This window comes from Terriglobus roseus DSM 18391 (assembly GCF_000265425.1).
Lineage (GTDB): Bacteria > Acidobacteriota > Terriglobia > Terriglobales > Acidobacteriaceae > Terriglobus > Terriglobus roseus.
Map to the genome: position 1 here is coordinate 1,107,137 of NC_018014.1, position 17,944 is coordinate 1,125,080.

General features: G+C 60.3%; 15 protein-coding genes. 9 read left to right on the plus strand and 6 right to left on the minus strand.

Annotated elements, in window-relative coordinates:
- Positions 1 to 70: 70 nt before the first annotated feature.
- Positions 71 to 304, minus strand: a complete 234-nt coding sequence (locus TERRO_RS04815; protein ID WP_245536216.1) for a hypothetical protein — start codon at positions 302 to 304, stop codon at positions 71 to 73.
- Between the two features lie 166 nt (positions 305 to 470).
- On the opposite strand from TERRO_RS04815, the gene TERRO_RS04820 reads away from it, so the two are divergent.
- The 3 genes from TERRO_RS04820 (at position 471) to TERRO_RS04830 (ending at position 3,366) form a co-directional block, all read left to right on the plus strand.
- On the plus strand, positions 471 to 1,385 hold the full coding sequence (locus TERRO_RS04820; protein ID WP_014784875.1) for a bifunctional 5,10-methylenetetrahydrofolate dehydrogenase/5,10-methenyltetrahydrofolate cyclohydrolase: 915 nt from the start codon (positions 471 to 473) through the stop codon (positions 1,383 to 1,385).
- Between the two features lie 4 nt (positions 1,386 to 1,389).
- The gene (gene coaE / locus TERRO_RS04825) at positions 1,390 to 2,073 is read left to right on the plus strand and encodes a dephospho-CoA kinase (RefSeq protein WP_014784876.1); all 684 of its coding nucleotides are present in this window, start codon (positions 1,390 to 1,392) and stop codon (positions 2,071 to 2,073) included.
- 90 nt (positions 2,074 to 2,163) lie between these two features.
- Positions 2,164 to 3,366, plus strand: a complete 1,203-nt coding sequence (locus TERRO_RS04830; RefSeq protein WP_014784877.1) for a S1C family serine protease — start codon at positions 2,164 to 2,166, stop codon at positions 3,364 to 3,366.
- Between the two features lie 140 nt (positions 3,367 to 3,506).
- On the opposite strand, the gene TERRO_RS04835 is transcribed toward TERRO_RS04830, so the two are convergent.
- From TERRO_RS04835 to purM, 3 genes are all read right to left on the minus strand, one after another.
- Complete coding sequence (locus tag TERRO_RS04835) at positions 3,507 to 4,991, minus strand: PAS domain-containing protein (RefSeq protein WP_014784878.1); 1,485 nt, start codon at positions 4,989 to 4,991, stop codon at positions 3,507 to 3,509.
- A gap of 62 nt (positions 4,992 to 5,053) precedes the next feature.
- A complete protein-coding gene (gene purN, locus TERRO_RS04840) occupies positions 5,054 to 5,671 on the minus strand; it encodes a phosphoribosylglycinamide formyltransferase (RefSeq protein WP_014784879.1) in 618 nt (205 codons plus the stop codon).
- Complete coding sequence (gene purM / locus TERRO_RS04845; protein WP_014784880.1) at positions 5,668 to 6,732, minus strand: phosphoribosylformylglycinamidine cyclo-ligase; 1,065 nt, start codon at positions 6,730 to 6,732, stop codon at positions 5,668 to 5,670. Before purM ends, purN begins: the two co-directional genes overlap by 4 nt.
- Positions 6,733 to 6,947: 215 nt before the next feature.
- Here purM and hemL point away from each other — a divergent pair, with 215 nt between their 5' ends.
- Positions 6,948 to 8,243 (plus strand): glutamate-1-semialdehyde 2,1-aminomutase, encoded by a 1,296-nt coding sequence (gene hemL, locus TERRO_RS04850; protein ID WP_014784881.1) that lies wholly within the window; start codon positions 6,948 to 6,950, stop codon positions 8,241 to 8,243.
- Here the strand turns inward: hemL and TERRO_RS21845 are convergent.
- Positions 8,240 to 8,932, minus strand: a complete 693-nt coding sequence (locus tag TERRO_RS21845) for a GNAT family N-acetyltransferase (protein ID WP_014784882.1) — start codon at positions 8,930 to 8,932, stop codon at positions 8,240 to 8,242. The genes hemL and TERRO_RS21845 overlap by 4 nt on opposite strands.
- A gap of 105 nt (positions 8,933 to 9,037) precedes the next feature.
- Complete coding sequence (locus tag TERRO_RS04860) at positions 9,038 to 9,652, minus strand: superoxide dismutase (RefSeq protein ID WP_014784883.1); 615 nt, start codon at positions 9,650 to 9,652, stop codon at positions 9,038 to 9,040.
- Positions 9,653 to 9,880: 228 nt separating this feature from the next.
- On the opposite strand from TERRO_RS04860, the gene TERRO_RS04865 reads away from it, so the two are divergent.
- The 5 genes from TERRO_RS04865 (at position 9,881) to zwf (ending at position 17,858) form a co-directional block, all read left to right on the plus strand.
- Positions 9,881 to 12,310, plus strand: a complete 2,430-nt coding sequence (locus tag TERRO_RS04865; protein ID WP_014784884.1) for a glycoside hydrolase family 15 protein — start codon at positions 9,881 to 9,883, stop codon at positions 12,308 to 12,310.
- Positions 12,311 to 12,487: 177 nt separating this feature from the next.
- On the plus strand, positions 12,488 to 14,470 hold the full coding sequence (tkt, locus tag TERRO_RS04870) for a transketolase (RefSeq protein WP_014784885.1): 1,983 nt from the start codon (positions 12,488 to 12,490) through the stop codon (positions 14,468 to 14,470).
- 209 nt (positions 14,471 to 14,679) lie between these two features.
- Positions 14,680 to 15,300: an HAD family hydrolase gene (locus TERRO_RS04875; RefSeq protein ID WP_014784886.1), complete on the plus strand. Its 621-nt coding sequence runs from the start codon at positions 14,680 to 14,682 to the stop codon at positions 15,298 to 15,300.
- 32 nt (positions 15,301 to 15,332) lie between these two features.
- A complete protein-coding gene (gene gnd, locus TERRO_RS04880) occupies positions 15,333 to 16,238 on the plus strand; it encodes a phosphogluconate dehydrogenase (NAD(+)-dependent, decarboxylating) (RefSeq protein WP_014784887.1) in 906 nt (301 codons plus the stop codon).
- Positions 16,239 to 16,331: 93 nt separating this feature from the next.
- A complete protein-coding gene (zwf, locus tag TERRO_RS04885; RefSeq protein ID WP_014784888.1) occupies positions 16,332 to 17,858 on the plus strand; it encodes a glucose-6-phosphate dehydrogenase in 1,527 nt (508 codons plus the stop codon).
- The last annotated feature ends 86 nt before the right edge of the window (positions 17,859 to 17,944 follow it).

Here is a 17,944-nt window from a genome sequence, read left to right on the forward strand (position 1 = left end):
ACATGCGTAGCGGCCCTTCGTTAATAACGGAATGGATCGATGCCTCTTTCGGCGGAGCAGGGATGCTGCTCTACATGACGAGTGCGAGCGTTTCCAGCTCCTGCTGCATACATTCCAAGGTGCAGTGTGTGGCGTCGATGCGCGTGATCACACTGCGCGCTCCGTCGCTTGATATGCCGTAGCCCCTTGCGGCCAAGAAGCTGCTGACCAGCTCTGCCGCCTGCCAGCTATCCAGTCCAGAACTCGCCAACTCACCCCGCAGGCTCGCGACGTCCTCTGCGGTAAACTTTCCGTCGATCGGCATTGATTCCATTCGCTTCGCACCCCGCTAAGTTGTTGGTTTAGACGTGACCCTGCGAGATGGGTTGCTGGTGTCTGCGCGATAACCGCGCCAATACACGTTTACAGCAACAATTGTTCGTGCGATGGACGAACTGTAGCGAATGGGCGCCTTGTATCCTCAAAGAGATATGACAGAACCACGCGTACTCGACGGTGCCGCAACCGCGGCAGAGATCAGGGCAGAGTTGAAGCAGCAGGTAGCGGCACTCGGATTCACGCCGGGGCTTGCGGTCGTGCTCATTGGGGAAGACCCTGCATCGGCCATCTACGTTCGCAGCAAGGTCAAGGCGTGCGAGGAGCTGGGGATTCGCAGCATCGAATTGCGCCCGGATGCTTCACTCACCACGGAAGACCTGCTGACAATCGTCGCCGACCTGAACAGCCGCGACGACGTCGACGGCATTCTGGTGCAGCTTCCTTTGCCGAAGCAGGTTGATACGAAGCGGGTGTTGGAAGCCGTGGACCCCGACAAGGATGTGGACGGATTCCACCCTGTCAACGTGGGTAAATTGCAGATCGGCCAGGACACCCTGACGCCATGCACTCCGACCGGCGTTCTTGAGATTCTGAAGCGCAGCGGCATTCCTACGGCAGGCGCCGAGGCGGTTGTCGTGGGCCGCAGCGACATCGTGGGTAAGCCTGTTGCTGCCATGCTGTTGCAGGCGAATGCGACGCTGACCGTTTGCCATGGTCGTACGCGCAATCTGGCGGAACACACGCGCCGTGCGGACATTCTGGTTGTTGCCATCGGCAAGGCGGGTTTCATTACTGCGGATATGGTCAAGCCGGGTGCGGTCCTGGTTGATGTGGGTATCAATCGCCTGACGGATGCCGCTGATGTGGAACGTTTCTTCCCGAATGATGCCAAGCGGCATGAGACGTTTGCGAAGCGTGGTTCGGTGGTTATCGGTGATATTGATCCGGCGGCTTTTGCGGTCAGCAGTGCGTATACCCCTGTCCCTGGCGGTGTTGGCGCGCTGACGATTGCCATGCTGATGCACAACACTGTGAAGGCTGCGAAGCTGCGCCGCGGGCTGAAATAGCTTTATGCTGCGCGTTGGTTTGACGGGAGGGGTGGGCAGCGGGAAGTCGGCCGCTGCTGCCATTTTCCGCGATCTGGGCGCGCAGATTTCGCAGTCGGATGAGGTCGGAAGGGCGCTTATGGAGCCCGGTGAGGCCGCTTTTGAATCGATTCAGAGGCATTTCGGGCCGTCGGTCGTTTCAGGCGACGGTTCGCTCAACCGTGCCGCCCTGGCACGCATCGCTTTTGACGAGGGACGCGTCGATGAGATTAATGCGATGGTCCATCCCTTGGTAATCGCCGCGCAGGATGCCTGGGCGGATCGGGTTGGAGAAAACGACTCGGCGGCGGTTGCGATTGTGGAGTCCGCGCTGATCTTCGAGACGCGGTTTAACGGCCGTGGCCCGGTTGCGGAGGGTGATGGCGCTCCGTGGCGCACTCGTTTTGATCGCATCGTCGTCGTTACGGCTCCGCTGGAGGTTCGCCGACAGCGCTACATTGCGCGCCTGGCCGGGTCTGTGCCGCATGAGGTGGCGTCGGCAGATTTCGACCGGCGTGCGGCTGCGCAGTGGCCGGACGAGCGGAAGGCGGCGCTGGCGGATTTCGTCCTGGTCAACGATGGTTCACTGCAGCATCTACAGGATGAAGCGACGAGGCTCTATGCTTTGCTTCGGCAGGAAGCAGCCGACCGTAACGCAGAGGCGATGTAGAGCGGCAGCGGCTAAACTGATCTTGCTGCGTTCACAGGACTGTTCCTGCTGAAGTCGCAGGATTTGAGGGCGCGCCTGGAGGCGCCGCGGATGAAGTTGCGTAGGGTTCTGCTTGTTGTACTTCTGGTTGCCGGTTTTTACTTCCTGACACAGCATCTGTGGACAGCGGGTTCAGTTGCTGCGCTGGTCGAGCGCTACGCTCCGTCTGTGTCGAGCGGGACGACGCTGGTCAGCAGTAAAGGGCCGCTGGGCACATTCGACCTGAACGTGGCAAATGCGCAGCCCGCCTATGACGCGGAAGAGCAGAACAACATCGCCGTCTACAAGCGAGTCACACCGAGCGTGGTCAACATCACGTCGACCGCGGTTGCCTTCGACTTCTTTTACGGTGCGGTTCCGCAGCAGGGCCAGGGATCAGGCTTCATCATCGATAAGCAGGGTCACATCCTGACGAACAATCACGTTATCGACAACGCCCAGCGCGTTGAGGTGCAGTTGTTCGACAAGCACAAGTACAAGGCGCAGGTGATCGGCGTCGACAAGATGCATGACCTGGCGCTGCTACAAATCAACGCGCCCAACCTGCAGCCGGTGGAACTGGCCGAGGCGCATGGCGCGCTGCAGGTGGGCCAGAAGGTCTTCGCTATCGGCAATCCCTTCGGACTGTCGGGCACGATGACGCGCGGCATCATTTCCGCTATCCGTAGCGTGCGCGGGCCGACCGGTTCGGCTATCGACAACGCCATCCAGACGGATGCGGCGATCAATCCCGGTAATTCGGGCGGACCGTTGATGAACTCGCGCGGGCAGGTGATCGGCATCAACACGATGATCGCTTCGAACAATGGCGCGGACCAGAGCGCAGGCATCGGCTTCGCGATCCCGATCGCGACGGCGCGAGCCGTGCTGGATGACTTCTCAAAGTATGGCCATGTGCGTCGGCCCACGCTTGCAATCATGACGCTTGAGATCGGGCCTGACCTGGCAGACCAGATTGGTTTGCCGTCGGATTACGGCGTACTGATTCAGCGGGTGCTACCCGGTGGCGCGGCGGAGAAGGCTGGTCTGAAGGGTGGAACGCAGCGCGCGGCGCTGGGGAACACACCCGTGATGCTTGGTGGAGACTTTATCGTGGCCGTCGACGGCCAGGAGATCACCAGCGAGCAGGACATCAACAATGTGATGAACGCGCACAAGACGGGCGACCAAGTGAAGGTTACGGTCTTCCGTGGACGGCGTCGCCAGGACGTGATGGTCACGTTGGGTGAAGCTGGTAGTGAACAGCAGATCTAAGCCTTGGTTCTGGTATCGCTGCGGTTCTTCGCGAGGTGCGAACCGCCTCTGCGCCTGAGTAGGTGAAGGGCTGTCGCACTTCGTGCGAAAACCCACCCTTTCGCGATGGAGCTGCGAAAGAGTGGGGCACCCGATTTCGTCTAGCGCGTGACTGCTTCGTAGGGCAGGAAGATGCTGAAGACGGTGCCCAGCCCCTCGCGGCTTCTTACTTTCAGCGTTCCGCGGTGGCGGTCGATAATCTCTTTACTGATCCACAGGCCGAGGCCGGTTCCGGTGATGCCCTTGGTCGTGTAGAAGGCGCGGAAGACCTTCGCCAGCACCTCTGGCGACATGCCGCTGCCGGTGTCCGCGACGGTGATTACCGCGCCGCGTTCGCCTGTAGTCCAGTTCACGCCTTCGCGGCTTCGTAGCAACATGCGGCCGCCGCCGGTTGCCATCGCATCGAGGCTATTGCCGACAAGATTGCTGATCACCTGTCGCACCTCGCCTTCGAAGCAGCGCACGGCGCGCGCGTCGCGGTGGCGAAGGTTAATCTCCACACCCGAGTTGACGATGCGGCCCTGGTAGATCGAGAGAACGCTTGCGATCAACTGTTCCGCTGTGATGGCCTGCGGGCTGGTGGATTGTTTGTGGAAGCGCAGTGTCTGACTTGTGATGGCGGCTACGCGCATCAGTTCGCGCTCGGCCGTGTCCAGGAAGCCCTGAGCATCGTCGAGCGCCTGGCTTGTCTTTGCGAGGTAGAGCAGGTTGGTGACCGACTCGAGCGGATTATTGATCTCGTGTGCGATAGATGCGGCCAGACGTCCGACCACTGCCAGCTTGTCACTTTCGATGAGAGCGAGTTCGGCCTTCTTCTGGTTTGTGATCTCGAGGGAGGCAGCGGTGATGCCGGTGACGGTACCGTCGGCGCCATAGACAGGGAAGTAGGAGACGGTCCAGTAGCGGTGCTCGTCGGGATCGTTGACGAGCGCGCCCTCCAGCGGAAAGTTCACAATCGGCTCGCCTGCGGCGACCTTATCGAAGAGTTCGCGCAAGCCCGGGATGGGCGCCATCTCGGTGAGCGTGCGACCGACGACCTCTTCTGGCTTCAGGCCGAAAAATGCGGCCTGGCGGTTGTTCAGCCGCAGATAGTGATAGTCGTCCAAGTCGAAGAGTGCAAGGCCGATGGGGGCTGTCCGGTAGACGGCCTCGATTTCGGCGCGCTGACGTTCGGCTTCTTCGCTCTTCTTTCGAAACTCCTCGTGCTTTCGCTTGTCTTCCGTGATGTCACGAAAGAAGACGATGATGCCGTCGTCGGAGGGGTAGGCCTCGATGTGGAACCAGATATTGAGCGGTTCCGGGTAGAACGCTTCAAACTCAGTCGCGACACGCTCGTTCATGGTGCGCGTGTAACTCTCGTAGTAGGGCAGATCGGACCGTGTGGCCTCCGGAAAGCTCTCCCAGATATTTTTGCCAACGACCTCGCCGCTGGGCGACAGGATTGCGAGTGCCCGGGCGTTCATGAAAGTGATGACAAAGTCGCGGTTCAGGAACTGGATGCCGTCGGAAGTCAGTTCAAAGAACTGCGCCATCTGCTGACGGACGGTATCGTCTTCGCTTCCGACAGGGGGGCCGAGAGGATGCAACCGAGATCTCCAGAGGATATTCAACCACGGCCATTCAAGAACGGCCAACCCCAGGGGTTCATTCAGCGTGCGATGTAGCGGCGGCCCTCGACCGTATACCGTCCACTCAATACGCGCTGGATTGCCTCAGGGTAAGCGATGTGTTCTTCCGCCAGGATGCGTTTTGCCAGCGTTTCGGCTGTGTCGGCGTCCAGCACTGGGATCGCGCGTTGCAGCACGATGACGCCGTGATCCACTGCCTCGTCGACAAAGTGCACGGTGCAGCCGGCGATGGTGGCGCCGTATTCCAATGCCTGCTGTTGCGCGTGCAGCCCGGGGAATGAAGGCAACAGGGATGGGTGGATGTTCAGGATGCGATCGGGGAAGGCGCGGATGAACTCCGGTGAGAGCACCCGCATGTAGCCGGCGAGGATGACGAGATCCACGCCATGCTGATGCAGCGCTGCGACCATCTTTGCGTCGTGCTCGGCGCGCGGAACGCCCTTACTGACGATAGCCTCGGTTTTCAGACCGAGGTCACGGGCAGCGTGCAGGCCCGGGGCATCTGCGATGTTGGAGATGACGCAGGCGATCTCGCACCCTGTCAGGCGGTTCGCTGCGATGGCGTCCGCAATATTCAGGAAGTTCGATCCGCGACCGCTGAGCAACACTCCCAGGCGCTGCGTGCGTGCGTCCGTCATACGTAGTTGACGCGCCGCTCGCCGCGGGCGATGCGACCTATGACGCAGTGGCGCTCGTTTGCGCGGTTCAGGATGGCCTTGGCTTTCTTCGCCATCTCGGCCGGCACCACGACGATCATGCCGATACCCATGTTGAAGGTTCGCATCATCTCATCCTGCTCGACCTGTCCCAATGCCTGCAGATGCTGGAAGAGCGGTGGTGGCTCCCATGCGTTGAGTTCCACCTGCGCGCAGAGGCCCTTGGGCAGAATGCGTGGCAGATTTTCCGTAATGCCGCCGCCTGTGATGTGCGCCATGCCGCTGACCAGGTTGGCTGCCGTGAGCTTCTTGACGATGCTGAGGTAGCTGCGGTGCTGCCGCATGAGGGCTGCGCCGGTCTTGTCTTTGAGTTCGTTAACGTACTGGTCCGGGCCGTACTTTGCTACTTCGAAGAGCAGCTTGCGCGCGAGTGAATAGCCGTTGGTGTGCAGGCCGTTCGACGGCAGGCCGAAGAGCACATCGCCCGCCTGAATTTTCTCGCCGGTGATGATCTTGTCGCGATTGACGACGCCGACGATGGTGCCGGCCAGATCGTACTCGCCGTCCTTGTAGAAGCCCGGCATCTGCGCCGTCTCGCCGCCGATGAGAGCGCAGCCGGCGCTTTTGCAGGCCTCGCTGAGACCTTCGACGACCTTCTCCATGACGCCGCCTTCGAGCTTGCCCGTGGCGAGGTAGTCGAGAAAGAAGAGTGGCGTCGCGCCCTGCACCGCGATGTCATTCACGCAGTGGTTTACGAGGTCGCATCCCACGGTGTGGTGGATGCCGAGCTCGAAGGCGACCTTCAGCTTGGTGCCCACACCGTCGGCGCTCGAGACGAGCACCGGGTCTGGATACTTGGCAACGTCGAGAGCGAAGAGGCCGCCGAAGCCGCCGATTTCGCTGAGGACCTGCTTGTTGAAGGTCTTCCGCGCCAGCATCTTGATGCGCTGTTTTGTGCGGTCGCCTTCGGTGATGTCGACGCCAGCATCGGCGTAGGTGGCGGGCTTCGTCTTCGGTGCAGACTCAGTGGAGCGTGCGTTCACGATTGATTCCTTAGCAGTGGGCGCGAGCCAGAGATCGATATGGATTACGTCGGATGAGGCACAGATGCTACGTGTTGCGAATGGACGCGACTAGTTCTTGAGAGCCCGCGCACGCTGATATCCGCTTGGCCTTGAGGATAACAGGGGGCATTCTCACAGGGAGACCGCGACGGCACACAAGCGGGAGAATTCTGTGAAACCTATACTGATTCGGTATGCCTTTTTCGCTAGATCGCTCCCGTTTGCTGCAGCAGCGCGCCGAGTCACTCATCCCCGGCGGCGTTGATTCCCCGGTTCGCGCCTTCCGCTCGGTTGGCGGCGATCCGCCGTTCGTGGAGCGTGCCGAGGGTGCCTACCTGTTCGACGCGGACGGTAATCGGTATATCGATTATTTCGGCTCGTGGGGGCCGATGATCCTGGGCCATGCCGCGCCTTCTGTTGTGTCGGCTGTGCAGGCTGCAGCGGCAAAGGGCACAAGCTTTGGCGCGTCGACGGCCGCTGAGGCCGACCTGGCGGCGCTGGTGATGCAGGCGGTGCCCTCGATCGAGAGACTGCGTTTCGTCTCAAGCGGCACTGAGGCTGTGATGAGCGCCATTCGTGTTGCGCGGGCGTTCACGGGCCGGAATCGCATTCTGAAGTTTGAGGGCTGTTATCACGGCCACTCAGACGCGTTGCTGGTGAAGGCCGGCAGCGGCGTTGCCACGCTCGGCATTCCCGGTTCTGCGGGCATTCCGATGGAGACGACGCAGTTCACGACGGCGATTCGCTACAACGACATTGGGGAAGTGAAGAAGGTCTTCGCGAAGCATCACGGCGAGATCGCCTGCATCATCCTGGAGCCGGTGGTGGGGAACGCGGGCACGATTCTGCCGCAGCCGGGTTTCCTGGAAGCCCTGCGCGAGATCTGCACGCAGGAAGGCACGCTGCTGATCTTCGACGAGGTGATGACGGGTTTCCGCGTGTCGCTTGGCGGAGCGCAGGCACTCTACGGCATCAAGCCTGATTTGACGACGCTGGGCAAGATCATCGGCGGCGGTCTGCCGGTGGGCGCCTTCGGTGGCCGCGCCGAGATTATGAACCTGCTGGCGCCGCTTGGCCCTGTCTATCAGGCGGGAACGCTCAGCGGTAACCCGCTGGCCATGGCTGCCGGTATCACCACGTTGCAAGCGCTGCTCGATGGTGGCGATGACTTCTATGACGCGCTTGCGGAGGTTACGAGCCGGATTGCACATGGTGTGATGGACGAGGCCAAGAAGGCGGGCATTCCGCTTTGTATGGCCGGTGTGGGGTCGATGTTTACGTGGTTCTTCCAGAGTGGGCCGGTACACAACTTCGAGGATGCTGCGAAGAGCGACACGCAGCGATTTGGGCAGTTCCACCGCGGCATGCTGGAGCGCGGTGTGTGGCTGCCACCGTCGCAGTATGAGGCGGCGTTCGTTTCGGCGGTGCATGGTGATGCGGAGATTGAGGCGACGGTCGCGGCTGCTCGCGAGGTCTTTGCGACGCTTTAGGGTCGCTGCGAAATCTTCAGGAAGGGCACCTCGGCGGTCGTTACGAAGCCGAGTCTTTCGTAGATCTGAACGGCGCGAGTGTTTGTGCTGATGACGTGCAGGTAGGGGAGTTCATCCGGCTGATCCATCAGCAAACGTTGGATCAGGTGCTGTGCGTAGCCGCGTCCTGTGTAGCCGGGGCGAGTGCAGACACCGCTGATCTCGCGCAGGCCCGGCATGCGTGTGCGATGACCTGCCATTGCCACGAGCAGGCCGTCGACACGGATGCCGATGTAGCGGCCGAGCTGGCAGGTCTCCGCACGAAAGTAGCCGGGGAAGGCGACTTGCGTCAGTTCCACCATGGCGGATGCATCTGCCGATCCCAGCTCGCATTCGCCCTCTGTCGCGGTTGGGATGGCGAAGTGGGAGCGTGGCCGCCAGGCCATCTGAAGGCAACTGGCATAGAGAACATCGGGTGTGTCTGGTGCGATGGAGGGCAGGACGCCGCAGAAATCTGCATCGGTGTCTCGGCGAAGTGTCTCGGCGTCCACATACTCGCCTTGGTGCTCGACTGAGGCGAAGGGCAGGACCTGCGGCCGATAGCGAAGGACGTTCTTGATGCGTTCGCCGAAGTGGCTCTGTCGCGTGGTGAGCGCGCTGTAGAACGGGTTTCGCAGATAGGACTGCTGTTCTTCGCTGAGGAAAGACATGTCCCATTTTGCATCGGCCTGGAGTGAAGTCTCTACGTGATGGCGAACGAATGCAGAAAGGCCGCGATTGCTCGCGGCCTTTTGCAATGTTGAGGAGTGGAGAGCTTAGTAGCTCTTTGCCTTCTCGAAGCGCTTGTTCACTTCTTCCCAGTTGACCGTGTTCCACCAGTTGGCGAGGTACTCGGGACGCTTGTTCTGGTACTTCAGGTAGTAGGCATGCTCCCATACGTCGTTGCCGAGGATGGGGTAGCTGCCGGTGGAGAGCGGGTTGTCCTGGTTGGGTGTGGTGACGATGGTCAGCTTGCCGCCCTTGAGGATGAGCCAGCCCCAGCCAGAGCCGAACTGCTTGGCTGTGGTCTCGTTGAAGGTCTTCTTGAAGGTTTCGAAATCACCGAAGTCGGCCTTGATCTGCTCGCCGAGGGAGCCCGTGGGCTCGCCGCCGCCGCCCGGCTTCATGATCTCCCAGAACATGGTGTGGTTGACGTGACCGCCGCCGTTGTTGCGAACGACGGTACGAACGTCCTCAGGCACGGCGTCCAGGTTCTTGATGAGCTCTTCTGCGGTCTTTGCGCCAAGCTCCGTGTGCTTTTCGACAGCGCCGTTCAGGTTCGTGACGTAAGTCGCGTGGTGCTTGTCGTGGTGAAGCTTCATCGTTGCTTCGTCGATGTGCGGCTCGAGGCCGTCATATGCGTAGGGCAGTGCGGGAAGTTCAAAAGGCACGGTCTTGTCTCCTCTGCAGGGTTCAAAAATCGTTGATAACGTTTCGCGGATTCACAGCACCGCATCGCCGTGGTTGGATGCGCGCGGGATGGCATCGGATGCGCCACCGCGACGCAGGCGCATGCCAACCCATTCTGCGCCTTTCTGGTGGGTGTCGCACCTCGACTGCGTGAAAATCTGCGATGCACGCCGTTCGTTGCGCATCCTACGGTGTGTAATGGAGCGAGCATGAATGCATTGACCGCCGCCTACCGGTGGCTGAACGATCAGGGCCCAGCATTCGGCGCTCCCGGGCTTGAGGCCCGTTGGACGTCGAGCAAAAAAGACGCAGTCTGTACCGCATACGCCGCTTCCAGTCGCGTCTGGTACACCATCTCGCACGGCACGCTCAACGAGATTTATTACCCCACCATCGACCGTCCGCAGACGCGCGACATGGAACTGATCTTCACGGATGGCGAGACGTTCGTCCATGAGGAGAAACGTGACTTCGAGTTCGATTTCCACTACATCGACGCCGACGCGCTGGCAGTGCGGGTGGTTGCGAGCGATCTGGGTGGCCGGTATACGGTGACCAAGGAGTTCGTCTGCGATCCGCATCATCCTGTCGTGCTGATGCACGTCAAGATCGAGGGGGAAGAGTCGGTTCTGTCGCGTCTGAAGTGCTATGCGCTGCTGGCGCCGCACCTGAATGGCGGTGGCGCGGGTAATTCTGCGCGTTCGATCGAAGTGGCCGGAAGCCGCTGCATCCTGGCGTGGAAAGAGAATACGTCGCTTGCCATGGGCGTGGATTGTGGTTTCACGCGGAGTTCCTGCGGTTATGTGGGGTCGTCGGACGGCTTTCAGGATCTTGCGAGCAACATGCGCATGGACTGGGAGTTTGGCCAGGCTCTGGATGGCAATATCGCCGTAATGGGCGAGATCGATGTTGCGCGCAATCGCGAGTTCACGCTGGCGATCGCCTTTGGCGACGGCTATCACGCGGCGCTCGCGGGCATGATGCAGTCGTTGTCGGTGCCGTTTGAACTGCACATGAAGCGGTTTGTGGAGCAGTGGCATCGCGCGGCATCGCCGGAGCGTCTGGCTGCGGCATCGCATGATGGCGGCCGGCTGATGCGCATCAGCCACAACACGATTCTTGCGCACGAGGACAAGACGTATTCCGGCGCCTTTATCGCGTCTGCGTCGATCCCGTGGGGTAACGCGAAGGGCGATGACGACCTGGGCGGCTACCACCTGGTTTGGACGCGCGACATGATCCAGTCTGCGACGGCATTGCTGGCCTGCGGACGTGTCGACACGGCTCGGCGCGCGCTGGTCTACCTGGCTTGTACGCAGCGGCCGGATGGGTCGTTTGCTCAGAATTTCTGGATTGACGGAACACCCTACTGGACGGGCATTCAGCTCGACGAAGTGGCTTTTCCGATCATGCTGGCGTGGCGGCTTTGGAAGCAGGACGGTCTCGGCAATTTCGATGTGTTCCCGTTTATCGAACACGCCGCGGCGTTCCTGGTTCACTACGCACCCATTACGCAGCAGGAGCGTTGGGAAGAAGCCTCGGGCTATTCGCCTTCGACGCTCGCGACCGTGATCAGCGCGCTGGTTTGCGCTGCGGACGTGGCGCGCGCGCACCACTCGCCGGAGCTTGCGAACTTCCTGGAGAGCTACGCCGACTGGATCGAAGATCACCTGGACGAGTGGACCACCACGAACAACGGCGTCCTGCATCCGGAGATCAAGCGGCACTACGTTCGCATTCAGCCGCCGGTTGCGGGTGAGTCGTTCTACAACCCGGATCTTGGCGACGGACGCTACAACATTGCGAACCGCCAGCCGGGAGAACGGTACAACTTCGCCGCGAACGAGATCATCGATGGCGGCTTCCTGGAACTTGTCCGCTATGGCGTGCGCCGTGCGGACGACCCGCTGATCATCGATTCGCTGAAGGTCGTCGACCACATTCTGAAGATCGATACGCCCTATGGCGCCTGCTGGCGGCGGTACAACCACGACGGCTACGGTCAGCAGAAGGACGGCGAGCCGTTTGTCCACTACGGACAAGGGCGCGCATGGCCCATCCTGACGGGCGAGCGCGCGCATTATGAGCTGGCTGCGGGCGGCGACTATGCACAGTATGTGAAGGCGATCGAGCGCTTCAGTTCCTTCGGCGGCATGCTGCCGGAGCAGGTGTGGGATTACGCCGATATGCCAGAGCAGGGCCTGTACTTTGGCCGCAGCGCAGGTTCGGCACAGCCCCTGGTGTGGGCGCATGCCGAATACATCAAGCTGCTGCGCTCGGCTGTCGATGGGCGTGTCTTCGACCGCATCAGTGTTGTCGAAGAGCGTTATGGCGTTCGTCGCGAGGATCGCACCTTTAAGAGCGAGGTCGAGTTCTTCCAGGTCAACCGTCCGCTGACCGTGCTGCCAGCCGGCAAGCGGATGCAGATTCTGGATCAGGCTCGCTTCCGCGTGGTGTGGACGGTCGACAACTGGGTGACGACGCACCACACGGATGCCCGGCTGATCGGATACCCGGGATTTGCAGTGGAATTGCCGATCCCGGCGGGAGCTACCGGCACACTGGAACTGACACTCCAGTGGCCCACGGAAGATCGCTGGCTTGGGAAAAACTTCCAGGTTCGGCTTGCAGAGGTCTGACCACCGGCCCAAAACCTTGGTCGTTTCGTAGGCGATTGACAGTTCGGGCTAGTACACTAGCGGCACACAGGACGGGTCATAGAACCGTAACCGTAGTGTGGCAACTTTTGATGTGTGAGGGCGCACGCCCCGCAGCGTGCATACGGCGCCAAGCGCCTATCTACCGTAGAGGAATGAATGACCGATCTCGACAAGCTGTCCATAGACACCCTCCGTCTCCTCGCCGTCGACGCCATTGAGAAGGCCGCAAACGGCCATCCGGGCGCGCCCATTGCGCTGTCGCCGCTCGCCTATCTGCTGTTCGTAAAGAACATGAAGCACGATCCGAGCGACCCGACCTGGACCGATCGTGACCGTTTCGTGCTGTCGAACGGGCACGCTTCCATGCTGCAGTATGGTGCTCTGCACCTGTCGGGATACGACCTGTCGCTTGAGGATCTGAAGAACTTCCGCCAGTGGCACTCCAAGGCGCCGGGACATCCGGAATACGGCTTTACGGCCGGCGTTGAAGTGACGACCGGACCGCTGGGCCAGGGCCTGGCGATGTCTGTTGGTATGGCGATCGCGGAGAAGCACCTGGCAGCGATCTACAACCAGCCGGATATGGAGATCGTCAACCACCACACGTACTGCATTGTGGGTGATGGCTGTCTGATGGAAGGCATCTCGCACGAGTCCTGCTCGCTGGCCGGAACGCTTGGCCTGGGCAAGCTGATCGTGTTCTACGACGACAACCTGATCTCGCTGGACGGCCCCACGGAGCTGAGCTACACGGAGAACGTCGACGAGCGCTTCAATGCCTACAACTGGCACGTGCAGTATGTCGACGACGGCAACGACCTGAACAAGCTGCAGCAGGCGATCAACATTGCGAAGCTGGAGACGGGCAAGCCGTCGCTGATCCGCGTGCGCACGATCATCGGCTACGGTTCGCCGAAGGCCGGCACGAAGCACGTGCATGGCGAGGCGCTGGGCAAGGAAGCGACCCGCAAGACGAAGGAATTTTACGGCTTCGATCCGGATGTCGACTTTGCAGAGCCGCAGGCCGCGTTGGACAACTGGGCGCAGGCGAAGACGACCGGCAAGCAGACGCATGATGCCTGGACCGAGCTGTTCAAGAAGTACGAAGCAGCTCATCCCGAGCTGGCGAAGACCTTCGACCGCATCATCAAGCAGGAGCTGCCGGCTGACTACGCGAAGGAGATCAAGCCCTTCTCGACAGAGAAGGCGATCGCCACGCGTACTGCAGGCGAGGTTGTTCTGCAGGCACTGGGCAAGACACTGCCGGAGATGATGGGCGGCGCAGCCGATCTGACCTCTTCGACGAAGACGATCTTCAAGGATTCGCAGTCGTTCCACGTCGACCCGAAGGGTAAGAACATCTTCTTCGGCGTACGTGAGTTCGGCATGTGCGCTGCGGTTAACGGCATGGCTGCGCACGGCGGCTTTATCCCGTTCGGCTCGACGTTCTTCGTGTTCAGCGACTACGCGCGTAACGCGATGCGTATGGCTGCGCTGATGAGCACGCACTCGCTGTTCGTCTTCACGCATGATTCGATCGGCCTGGGCGCAGACGGTCCGACGCACCAGCCGGTCGAGCACCTGATGAGCCTGCGCGCGATTCCGCAGCTTACCGACTTCCGCCCTGCGGATGCGAACGAGACTGCGGTCTGCTACCAGTTGATGGTGGAGCGCAAGAGCGCTTCGTTCATGGCGCTTTCGCGCCAGGATCTGCCTGTTCTGGATGCGGAGAAGTATCCCGTGATGAGCGGACCTCGGAAGGGCGCTTATGTCCTGATCGAACAGGAGAATGCGGACGTGATCATCGTCGCTACCGGTTCTGAGGTTTCGCTGGTCTTGAAGACTCTGCCGGAGCTCGAGAAGGCCGGTATCAAGGCGCGCGTTATTTCCATGCCCAGCTTTGCTGTCTTCGAAGAGCAGGATGAGGCGTACAAGAACAGCATCTTCCCGCATGGTGTGGCGAAGGTTGCTGTGGAAGCCGGCGCGACCATGGGCTGGTGGAAGTACGTTGGGCGTGACGGTTCGGTAGTTGGCCTGGACCACTTCGGTGGTTCGGCACCGGGACCGGAAGTGCTTGCGCACTTCGGTTTCACTCCGGAGAACATCGTCAAGGCTGCACAGACTGCGATTGGCAAGTAAGTGAACTAACCCAGCGAAAGGGCCGGCAACACCGGCCCTTTCGCGTTGGGAAAGCTTCAGAAATCAGAGAATGCCGCGTCAATATAGCGGCTGTACTGAGTCCCCCACGTCCCGATTGCATCCGACATATTGATGATCAAGTCTGCAGTTCCAGGTGAATCCGTAGGTATCGACACAGCTTTCGCGATTGCGATTGGGGTGTTGTCGCTTTGAAGATTCGCACGGTGTTCTGGGATATCGGCGGCGTGCTGCTGACGAACGGCTTTGGCCGTACGCAGCGTGCAGGGTTTTATGAGGCGCTGGGTTTCTCAGAGGACGATAAAGCTGATTTTGAGCGGCTGCGCGTGGATGCGAACTGGCACTGGGAGCGCGGTCTGATTGATGCGGATGAGTTCTTCCGGCGGACTGTTTTTTTCAAGCCGCGGGCGTTTTCCCAGGCGGATGTCTGGGGTGCGGTGGAGCAGCAGCAGAGGTTGCTGGAAGCGGGTGCGCTGGGCATCCTGCAGGCTCTTCATGCCCGTGGAAATGTGCGCCAGGCGGCCTTAAATAACGAGTCCCGCGAACTGAATGAGTACAGATTGAATCGATTCAGTCTGAGAAAGTATTTTCAGTTCTGTATTTGCTCCGGATACGTGCATGAGATGAAGCCAGCACCGGGGATCTACCGGTCTGCTTTCGAGATCGGCGGCGACGTTCCGGGTGAAGCATTGTTCATCGATGACAAGGCGGAGAACATCGAGGCGGCGAATGCTGCCGGTCTGATTGGACTGCACTTCGTCTCCCCCGCAGAGCTTCGCGAAGAGTTGCAGTCGCACGGCGTCGAGTTATAGATAATCCATAATGAAGAAGTGAGGAATACAGCATGCAAATTGGTCTGATTGGTCTTGGGAAGATGGGCGGCAACATGGCGGAGCGTCTTCGCCTTGGCGGCCACAAGGTAGTGGGCTTCGACTTCAACAAAGAGACCACGGCGAAGCTGACGGCTGCTGGCTCAGTGGGCGTGGATTCGCTCGAGGACCTGGTGAAGAACCTGGAAGCACCGCGCGCGATCTGGATCATGGTGCCGGAAGGCAAGCCTGTGGATGACACCATCGCGAAGCTGAAGCCCCTGATGCAGAAGGGCGACATCTTTATCGATGGTGGTAACTCGAACTACAAGGATTCGATCAAGCGTCACGATGCTCTGAAGGCTGAAGGCTTTGAGTTTGTCGACGTGGGTACGTCGGGCGGCGTGTGGGGCCTGAAAGAGGGCTACAGCATGATGATTGGCGGCGATGAAGATGTCGTCAGCAAGCTGACGCCGATCTTTGAGACGCTTGCACCCTCCGCTACCACCGGTTGGGGCCGCACGGGCCCGTCGGGCGCCGGCCACTTCGTGAAGATGGTTCACAACGGCATCGAGTACGGCATGATGCAGGCGTTCGCTGAAGGCTTCGCGATCATGGATGCGAAGAAGGAACTGAACCTGGACAACGCGCATATCGCGAAGATCTGGCAGGTTGGTTCGGTGGTGCGTTCGTGGCTGCTGGACCTGACGGCGGAAGCGCTGGCACACAATCCGGAGCTGACGGGCATTGCGCCTTTCGTGCCGGATTCGGGCGAGGGACGTTGGACCGTGTTCGAAGCGATCGATCTGAACGTGTCGGCACCGGTGATCACGGAGTCGCTGATCCGCCGCCTGCGTTCGCGCGAAGAGAACAATATGACGGATCGCATGCTGTCGGTGATGCGTAACGCCTTCGGCGGACACGCTATCAAGAAGGACTAACGCGAAGAATGGGAATCCGGGCGGCTCTGTTTACGTCTATTGAGAGACGGGCAGAGTCGCAACCTTTCCGCAGAAGAGAAGAGGGTTAAGAGTATGGCAACAACCGGCATCAACGTTTCTCAGGAGCAGGTCGAGGCAAATAAGTGCAAGGAGAACATTCCTGAGCCATGCATCGTTGTGATCTTCGGTGCGTCCGGCGACCTGACCAAGCGCAAGCTGCTGCCTGCGCTTTATCACCTGGAACAGTCGAACCTGCTTCCGACGGATTTCGCTGTGGTGGGTGTTGCTCGCCGCGATCTTTCCGCGACCTTCGCACACGATATGCACGATGGCATTCTGGCCGGCGGCGGTGTCGACAAGGACGAAGCGAAGCTCGACAAGTTCATGGAGCGCGTTCAGTACTTCGCGACGGAATTTGATAACGACGAGGGCTTTGAAAAGCTGAAGGCGTTCCTTGCGGATCTGGACAAGAAGTTCGGCACCAAGGGAAACCGCCTGTTCTATCTTGCAGTCGCACCGGAGTTCTTTGCGGACATCACGCAGCGTCTCGGCAAGCACGGCATGACCGGTGAAGAGGGTGGCGGCTGGGTTCGCGTCATCATCGAAAAGCCGTTCGGAACGGACCTGGAGAGCGCGAAGAAGCTGAACTCGGAAGTGAACAGCGTTCTGCACGAAGACCAGATCTTCCGCATCGACCATTACCTGGGCAAGGAGACGGTGCAGAACATCCTCGTCTTCCGCTTTGGCAATGGAATCTTTGAGCCGATCTGGAACCGCAACTACATCGACAGTGTTCAGATCACGGCTGCGGAGAGCATCGGGATCGAAGGCCGCGGACCGTTCTATGAGGCTGCCGGCGCGCTGCGCGATGTGTTGCAGAACCACGTGATGGAAGTGCTTTCGTTCGTTGCGATGGAGCCACCAGACAGCTTTGAGGCAGATGCGGTTCGCTTCGAGAAGCTGAAGGTCTGGAAGGCGATCGAGCCAATTCGCGTGGAAGACACGGCGCGTGGCCAGTATGGACCGGGTCGCGTTGGAGACCGGCCTGTGGTGGGCTATCGCGAAGAAGAGCGCGTGAGCAAGGAGTCGCAGACCGAGACTTATGCTGCGATGAAGCTCGAGATCGAGAACTGGCGCTGGGCGGGCGTGCCGTTTTACATCCGCGCTGCGAAGCGGTTGGAGAAGCGCGTGACCGAGGTGGTCATTACGTTCCGCCAGCCACCGTTGCACCTGTTCAAGGGTTCGTCGAACAAGGGCATGGAGTCGAATGTCCTGACGCTGCGCATCCAGCCGGATGACGGTATCTCGCTGAAGTTTGGTGCGAAGCTGCCGGGACCGACGACGAATGTGGCGCAGGTGGAGATGAACTTCTCGTACGCGGATGCGTTCGGTAAGTCGTCTGCGAATGGCTACGAGCGTCTATTGCTGGACGCTATGCTGGGCGACGGAACGTTGTTCGCCGAGCGTGAGGGCGTGGAGACGACCTGGGCGCTGATGACTCCGATCCTGGAGGCATGGAAGGCGCAGAAGGTTGACTTCCCGAACTACGAGGCTGGTTCGTGGGGTCCGAAGGAAGCAGACGAACTCCTTGCGCGCGATGGCCGCGCCTGGAAGGTCTAAGAAACTCCTGACACGAGGGAGCGTCGGCTCTGCCGGCGCTCCCTTATTGTTTGTGGTCACAGGTATCATGCAATCTCTCCATGTGG